The sequence below is a fragment of the Streptomyces sp. NPDC043853 genome, assembly GCF_056436025.1.
This window is the reverse complement of sequence record NZ_JBWKDJ010000002.1, coordinates 653,010-660,823: the sequence shown is the minus strand read 5'-3', so window position 1 is coordinate 660,823 and position 7,814 is coordinate 653,010. Positions and strand designations below refer to the sequence as shown.

Sequence of the window (7,814 nt, the reverse complement as noted above, 5' to 3'; positions counted from 1 at the left end):
GTGGCCGAGGCTCCTGCCGCTGAGGCCGTGGTGGCCGCTGCGGTGGAGGAGGCCGCGCCGAAGGCCCGTACCCGTCGTCGTGCCACGCGTGCGGCGGCTGCTCCGGCCGCCGAGGCCGCCCCCGCCGCCGAGGCTCCCGCCGCCGAGGCTCCGGCCCCGGCCGTGGAGGAGGCTCCGGCCGCTGCTCCGGCGCGTACCCGTCGTCGTGCGACGCGTGCCGCTGCCGCGCCGGCCGCGCCCGCCGCCGAGGCTCCGGCCGTGGTCGAGGCCCCCGTGGCCGAGGCTCCTGCCGCTGAGGCCGTGGTGGCCGCTGCGGTGGAGGAGGCCGCGCCGAAGGCCCGTACCCGTCGTCGTGCCACGCGTGCGGCGACCGCTCCGGCCGCCGAGGCCGCCCCCGCCGCCGAGGCTCCCGCCGCCGAGACCCCGGCCCCCGCCGCCGAGGAAGCTCCGGCCGTGACGGAGACCGTCACGGTCGCCGACGCCGTCGACGCCCCGCGTGGCCGCACCCGCCGCCGGGCCACCCGCGCCGCTGCGCCCGCCCGGCAGCCCGAGGCCGCGCCGGCCCCGGCCGCCGAGCCGGAGCCCGAGGCCCCGGCCCCGGCCCGTTCGCGCCGTGCCGTGCGTCCCGCCGTGGCCGTGTTCCAGGCCCCGGTGTTCACCGAGCCGATGTTCCAGACCCCGGAGACCGCCGCCGCGGCCGTCGCTGCCGCCCGCGCCGCCGAGGCCGAGGAGATCGAAGAGCTCGACGAGGAGGAGACCGAGGCCGTCGCCGAGGTCCAGGCCCCCGTCGAGCAGCCCGCCGGCCGCCGCCGTCGCCGCCGTGGTGCCGCCGCCGAGCCGCAGCCGGAGCCCGAGGCCGAGCCCGAGGCCGAGACCGAGGCCGAGACCGAGGTCGAGGCGGAGGCCGAGGAAGGGTTCGGCGAGGAGGAGGCCGAGGAAGCGGACGAGCGTCCGTCGCGCCGCCGCCGCCGTGGTGGCCGCCGTCGCCGCCGGGGCGAGGCCGCCGAGCTGGACGAGGCCGCCGAGGAAGCCGAGGAGGAGGCCGAGGAGGCCGCCGCCGAGGACGAGGAAGAGGACGAGGAGCCGGAGGAGGGCGCCGCGCTCGGCAGCAGCTCCAGCCGTCGCCGACGTCGCCGCCGTCGCCGTTCCGGTGACACCGGCGTCGAGGAGGCCGCAGCCGACGAGGACGGCGTCCGTACGGTCGTCAAGGTCCGCGAGCCGCGCCCGGCCCGGGAGAGGGAGTCCGCTTCGGGCACCGACGAGGTGCAGTCCATCAAGGGCTCCACCCGCCTGGAGGCGAAGAAGCAGCGCCGCCGCGAAGGCCGCGAGCAGGGCCGCCGCCGCGTGCCGATCATCACCGAGGCCGAGTTCCTGGCCCGCCGTGAGGCCGTCGAGCGCGTGATGGTCGTCCGTCAGAACGGCGAGCGCACCCAGATCGGCGTCCTCGAGGACAACGTGCTCGTCGAGCACTACGTCAACAAGGAGCAGGCCACCTCGTACGTCGGCAACGTCTACCTGGGCAAGGTCCAGAACGTGCTGCCGTCCATGGAGGCCGCCTTCATCGACATCGGCAAGGGCCGCAACGCCGTCCTGTACGCCGGTGAGGTCAACTTCGAGGCGCTCGGCATGGCCAACGGGCCGCGCCGCATCGAGTCCGCCCTGAAGTCCGGCCAGTCCGTGCTGGTCCAGGTCACCAAGGACCCGATCGGCCACAAGGGCGCCCGCCTGACCTCGCAGGTCTCGCTGCCCGGCCGGTACCTGGTCTACGTGCCCGAGGGCTCGATGACCGGCATCAGCCGCAAGCTGCCCGACACCGAGCGCGCGCGCCTGAAGACCATCCTCAAGAAGATCGTCCCCGAGGACGCGGGCGTCATCGTGCGCACCGCCGCCGAGGGCGCGAGCGAGGACGAGCTGCGCCGCGACGTCGAGCGCCTGCAGGCGCAGTGGGAGGACATCCAGAAGAAGTCGAAGCAGATCTCGACCTCGTCGCCGAGCCTGTTGTACGGCGAGCCGGACATGACGGTCCGGGTCGTCCGCGACATCTTCAACGAGGACTTCTCCAAGGTCATCGTCAGCGGTGACGAGGCGTGGCAGACCATCCACGGTTACGTCTCGCACGTGGCGCCGGACCTGGCGGACCGGCTGCAGCGCTGGACCTCCGAGGTGGACGTCTTCGCGACGTACCGGATCGACGAGCAGCTCGCCAAGGCGCTCGACCGCAAGGTGTGGCTGCCCTCGGGCGGCTCCCTGGTGATCGACAAGACCGAGGCGATGATCGTCATCGACGTCAACACCGGCAAGTTCACGGGCCAGGGCGGCAACCTGGAGGAGACCGTCACCCGGAACAACCTGGAGGCGGCCGAGGAGATCGTGCGTCAGCTGCGGCTGCGCGACCTGGGCGGCATCGTCGTCATCGACTTCATCGACATGGTGCTGGAGTCCAACCGGGACCTGGTGCTGCGGCGCATGCTGGAGTGCCTGGGCCGGGACCGTACGAAGCACCAGGTCGCCGAGGTCACCTCGCTGGGCCTGGTCCAGATGACCCGCAAGCGGGTGGGCCAGGGCCTGCTGGAGTCCTTCTCCGAGACCTGCGTCCACTGCAACGGGCGCGGTGTGATCGTGCACATGGAGCAGCCGACGGCCGTCGGCGGCGGTGGCAACGGCAAGCGTGCGAAGAAGCGCGGCGGCCGGGTCCACGAGCACGAGCACGAGGTCGAGGCGGTCGGATCCGTCGAGTCCGCGGAGTCCGCCGTGGCGGTGGAGACCGAGGCCGAGGTCGCGGCGGAGGCCGCGGCGCCGTTCGCGCTGCCGGAGCCGTCGTTCGCCCCGGACGAGGAGCTGTACAGCAGCGCGGCCGAGGCGGAGGCCGCGGCGGGTCTGAGCCCGCGCCGCAGCCGCCGCCGCGCCACCCGTAAGGCCACGGCTCCGGCCGGTGCCCCGCGGGCCGCCGCCCGGGTGGCCGAGCCGGTCGTGGAGACCGCGGTCGAGCCGGAGGTCCGGACCGAGCCGGTGACCGAGCCCGCGGACACCGTCCTGGAGCCGGCCGCCGAGGTCGTCGCCGAGGCGGTGGAGGCCGGCGAGACGGTCGAGGCCGTCGCGGTGGCCGAGCCCGAGCCGGTCGTGGAGGCCGCCCCGGCGCGTCCGCGCCGCCGTGCCACCCGCAAGGCCACGGCTCCGGCCGGTTCGCCGAAGCCGGCCGCCGAGGCTCCGGCCGAGGTCGTCGTGGAGGCCGTCGCCGAGATCGTGGTCCCGGCCGTCGAGCCGGAGGCCGCCCCGGTGGCCGAGCCGGTCGCCGAGCCCGAGCCGGTGGTGGAGGCCGCCCCGGCGCGTCCGCGCCGCCGTGCCACCCGCAAGGCCACTTCTCCGGCCGGTTCCCCGGCGGGCGCCGAGGCCGCCGTCCTGGTGGTGGCCGCTCCGGAGCAGGCCGAGGCCGCCGGGTCCGCCGAGGCGGGCGACGCGGCCGCGGAGGCCGAGGAGGCCGCCCCGGCCAAGAAGACGGTCCGTAAGACGGCCGCCAAGAAGGCCCCGGCGAAGAAGGCCGTCGCCAAGAAGACGACGACCGCGAAGAAGGCCGTCGCCAAGAAGACGACGGCGAAGAAGACCACGGCCAAGAAGGCGACGAAGAAGACCGCGGCGGCGGAGCAGACCGCTCCGTCCGTCTCGGCCGCCACCGACGCCTGATCCCAGCCGTTGCCGCACCCGTGGGAGCACGGGTGCGGCGGGGGTCGCGGGGCCCGGTTTGACCTCTCAAACCTGGCCCCGTAACCTTGACCGTCGGCGTGTCTACGTGCACGCCAGCCACTGAGCACCTCACCTCCCGAGCCGCTGCGCGGTCCGGGGGAGGCCGCTCCGCGTTCTGCGGGAGACGGCTGGCTTCAGGGGTTCCCATCGAGCGAGAGAGAGATCCGCGTGTACGCCATCGTGCGCAGCGGTGGTCGCCAGCACAAGGTTGCTGTCGGCGACATCGTTGAGGTTGACAAGATTTCCACTGCCAATGTTGGCGACACGGTCGAGCTCTCGACCCTGCTCGTTGTCGACGGCGACGCCGTGACCAGCGACCCGTGGGTCCTGGCGGGCATCAAGGTCCAGGCCGAGGTCGTGGACCACCACAAGGGCGCCAAGATCGACATCCTGCGCTACAAGAACAAGACGGGCTACCGCCGTCGCCAGGGTCACCGTCAGCAGTACACGGCGATCAAGGTCACGTCCATCCCGACGGCCGCGAAGTAAAGAGGGACTGAGCAATGGCACACAAGAAGGGCGCATCGTCCACCCGGAACGGTCGCGACTCCAACGCCCAGCGGCTCGGCGTGAAGCGCTTCGGCGGTCAGGTCGTTTCCGCTGGTGAGATCCTCGTCCGCCAGCGCGGCACCCACTTCCACCCGGGCGCCGGTGTCGGCCGTGGTGGCGACGACACGCTGTTCGCCCTGCAGGCCGGAGCGGTGCAGTTCGGCACCCACCGTGGCCGCAAGGTCGTGAACATCGTTCCGGCCGCCTGATCCGATCATCTGATCTAGGCGTTCGAAACTCACCGAGGGCGGATCTCCGTCTTCCCGGCGCGAGCCGGGAAGCGGATCCGCCCTCGGCGCGTTACAAAGGCACACACCGCTGTACAACTCTGGAGGAACAACCATGACCACCTTCGTGGACCGCGTCGAGCTGCACGTCGCCGCGGGTAACGGAGGCCACGGCTGCGCCTCCGTGCACCGGGAGAAGTTCAAGCCGCTCGGCGGCCCCGACGGCGGGAACGGCGGCCGCGGCGGCGATGTGATCCTGACCGTGGACCAGGCGATCACCACGCTGCTGGAGTACCACCACAGCCCGCACCGCAAGGCCACCAACGGCAAACCCGGCGAGGGCGACAACCGCTCCGGCAAGGACGGCCAGGACCTGGTCCTCACCGTTCCCGACGGCACGGTCGTCCTCGACAAGCAGGGCAACGTCCTCGCCGACCTGGTCGGCCAGGGCACCACGTACGTCGCCGCCCAGGGCGGCCGCGGAGGCCTCGGCAACGCGGCGCTCTCCTCGGCCCGCCGCAAGGCCCCCGGCTTCGCGCTGCTCGGCGAGCCCGGCGACACGGGCGACATCGTCCTGGAGCTGAAGACCGTCGCCGACGTGGCCCTCGTCGGCTACCCGAGCGCCGGCAAGTCCTCGCTGATCTCGGTGCTCTCCGCGGCCAAGCCGAAGATCGCCGACTACCCCTTCACCACCCTGGTCCCGAACCTGGGCGTGGTCACCGCCGGCTCGACCGTCTACACCATCGCCGACGTCCCCGGCCTGATCCCCGGCGCCAGCCAGGGCAGGGGTCTGGGTCTGGAGTTCCTGCGGCACGTCGAGCGCTGCTCGGTGCTCGTGCACGTGCTGGACACCGCCACCCTGGAGTCCGACCGCGACCCGCTCTCCGACCTCGAGGTGATCGAGGAGGAGCTCAAGCTGTACGGCGGCGGTCTGGAGAAGCGCCCGCGGCTCGTCGTGCTCAACAAGGTCGACATCCCCGACGGCCAGGACCTGGCCGACATGATCCGGCCCGACCTGGAGGAGCGCGGCTACAAGGTCTTCGAGGTCTCGGCGGTCGCCCGGACCGGTCTGAAGGAGCTCTCCTTCGCCCTCGCCGAGATCGTCGCCAGGGCCCGCGCCCGCAAGCCCAAGCAGGAGGCGACCCGGGTCGTCATCCGCCCGAAGGCCGTGGACGACGCCGGCTTCACCGTCACCTACGACGAGGCCGAGGAGCTGTACCGGGTGCGCGGCGAGAAGCCGGAGCGCTGGGTGCGCCAGACCGACTTCAACAACGACGAGGCCGTGGGCTACCTCGCCGACCGCCTCAACCGCCTCGGCGTCGAGGACGCGCTGATGAAGGCCGGTGCCCGCGCGGGCGACGGCGTGGCCATCGGCCCCGACGAGAACGCCGTGGTCTTCGACTGGGAGCCGACCATGATGGCCGGCGCGGAGATGCTGGGCCGCCGCGGCGAGGACCACCGCCTGGAAGCCCCGCGTCCGGCGGCGCAGCGCCGCAAGGACCGCGACGCGCAGCGCGGCGACTCCGCCCAGCGGGAGTTCGACGAGTTCCGCCCGTTCTGACGGGAGCAGCGCGAACGGGCCGGTCCGGGCACCCCGGACCGGCCCGTTCCGCACGTCCGGGGCTCCCGTAGGATCCGTCCGGTGAGTACTCCGAGCGTCAGCGTCGTCGTGATCGCCTACAACGACGCCGGGCTGGTGGGGGAGGCCGTCGCATCGGCCCTCGCCCAAGGCCCGGCCGTCAGCGAGGTCATCGCGGTGGACGACAGATCGTCCGACGGCACCGGCCGGGTGCTGGACGAGCTCGCCGCCGCGCACCCGCGCCTGAAGGTGATCCACCGAGCGGAGAACAGCGGCGGCTGCGGCACCCCGCGCAACGACGGCATCGCCGCCGCCACCGCGCCGTACGTCCTCTTCCTGGACAGCGACGACGTCCTGCCGCCCGGTGCGGCCGGCGCGCTCCTGCGCGCCGCCGAGGAGCACCGCGCGCCGGTCACCGTCGGCTCCTGCGTGCGCCGCGAGCTGCCCCAGGGCAACGACGTGCCCTGGATGCCCGGCCTGCTCACGCCCGGCGAGGTCATCGAGAACCCCGCGGACCGCCCCGAACTCGTCCGCGACACCCTGTGCGTCAACAAGCTCTACGCCCGGGACTTCCTCGACGCGCACGGCATCCGGTTCCCCGACGGCAGGTTCGTCTACGAGGACTTCGTCTTCACCGCCCGCGTCCTGGCCGCGGCCCCGCGCATCGCCGTCGTCGAGGACCTCGTGTACGTCTGGCACGTGCGGCGCAGCGCCGCCCGGGTCTCGATCTCCCTGGACCGCAAGGACGTCGGCAACTGGAGCTCCCGGATCGAGGCGCACCGCACCGCGCACGCCGCCCTCGCCGCCGCCTCCCCGCTGCTCGGCCTCGCCTGCCAGGTCAAGTTCCTCGAATACGACCTGCGCATGTACCTGCGCGAGCTCGGCAAGGACCCCGGCTACCGGCAGGCCTGGTGGGACCTGACCCGCCGGTACGTCGCCGGGTTCGACGAGGCCGCCGTCGAGGCCGCCGCGGCCAAGGCCCGCTGGATCGTCCGCGTGCTGCGCGCCTCCGACACGCCGCCCGCCGACGTGGAGCGGCTCACCCGGTTCGCCGCCGAACCGCCCCGCCTGCTGCCCCCGTACGCCGAGACCGCCGACGGCACCCCGGTGTGGAGCGAGGAGCTGCCCGCCGCCGAACTCGACGGCCTGGGCGCGCTGCCCGTCGCCGACCTGCCGGTCACCGTGGACGCCGAACCGGCCGGCTCCGGCGCCCTCGCCGTCCGCGTCCACGACCTGTACGGGCGGCTGGCCGCGGCCGGTCCGCGCACCGCGCGGCTGCGGTTCCTGCCCCGCGGCGGCGGCGAACCGGTCAGCGGCCACCCGGTGGAGCTGCGCCCCGGCGCGGACGGCACCTGGACCGCCGAACTGCCCTTCAAACCGGCCGCGCTGGCCGTCACCGGCCGCCGGCTGGGCCTGCGCGGCATGCAGGCCTGGGACGTCCGGGTGGGCGTGGAGTGCGCCGACGGGAGCACCCTGCTCACCTCCTTGCGCCCCCTCGGCGACCTGCTGCGGCGGCGGGCGCTGCCCAGCAGCCGGTACGGTGTGCTGCTGGCGCAGCCGTACCGCACGGCCGCCGGATCGCTCGCACTGCGCCTCGCGCCCGGCGCGGACGGTGCCGTGGACCTGGTGCGCGGCCGCCTCGGCCGGGCCCGGCTGGGCCGGGGCGCGCGCTAGCCGTTCCACGCGGCAGAACCGCCGGGCCGCCAGGCGCGTCGGAA

5 protein-coding genes are annotated in these 7,814 nt (G+C 73.9%); all 5 read left to right on the top strand.

The features are described 5' to 3' along the window. Positions 1-3,681: Rne/Rng family ribonuclease (locus AC067U_RS08240; protein ID WP_478828815.1), on the top strand; the 3,681-nt coding region annotated here is incomplete at its 5' end. 228 nt (positions 3,682-3,909) lie between these two features. Next, complete coding sequence (gene rplU / locus AC067U_RS08235) at positions 3,910-4,230, top strand: 50S ribosomal protein L21 (protein ID WP_046905603.1); 321 nt, start codon at positions 3,910-3,912, stop codon at positions 4,228-4,230. Between the two features lie 14 nt (positions 4,231-4,244). Then, a complete protein-coding gene (gene rpmA / locus AC067U_RS08230; RefSeq protein WP_008738950.1) occupies positions 4,245-4,499 on the top strand; it encodes a 50S ribosomal protein L27 in 255 nt (84 codons plus the stop codon). A gap of 133 nt (positions 4,500-4,632) precedes the next feature. After that, a complete protein-coding gene (gene obgE / locus AC067U_RS08225) occupies positions 4,633-6,078 on the top strand; it encodes a GTPase ObgE (RefSeq protein WP_478828814.1) in 1,446 nt (481 codons plus the stop codon). A gap of 81 nt (positions 6,079-6,159) precedes the next feature. After that, positions 6,160-7,770, top strand: coding sequence for a glycosyltransferase (locus tag AC067U_RS08220; protein ID WP_478828813.1), 1,611 nt, complete (start codon positions 6,160-6,162; stop codon positions 7,768-7,770). Positions 7,771-7,814 lie beyond the last annotated feature (44 nt).

Bases quoted from the DNA above. Each gene is read 5' to 3' on its own strand.
- rpmA (WP_008738950.1), top strand. From the start codon at position 4,245: ATGGCACACAAGAAGGGCGCATCGTCCACCCGGAACGGTCGCGACTCC.
- obgE (WP_478828814.1), top strand. From the start codon at position 4,633: ATGACCACCTTCGTGGACCGCGTCGAGCTGCACGTCGCCGCGGGTAAC.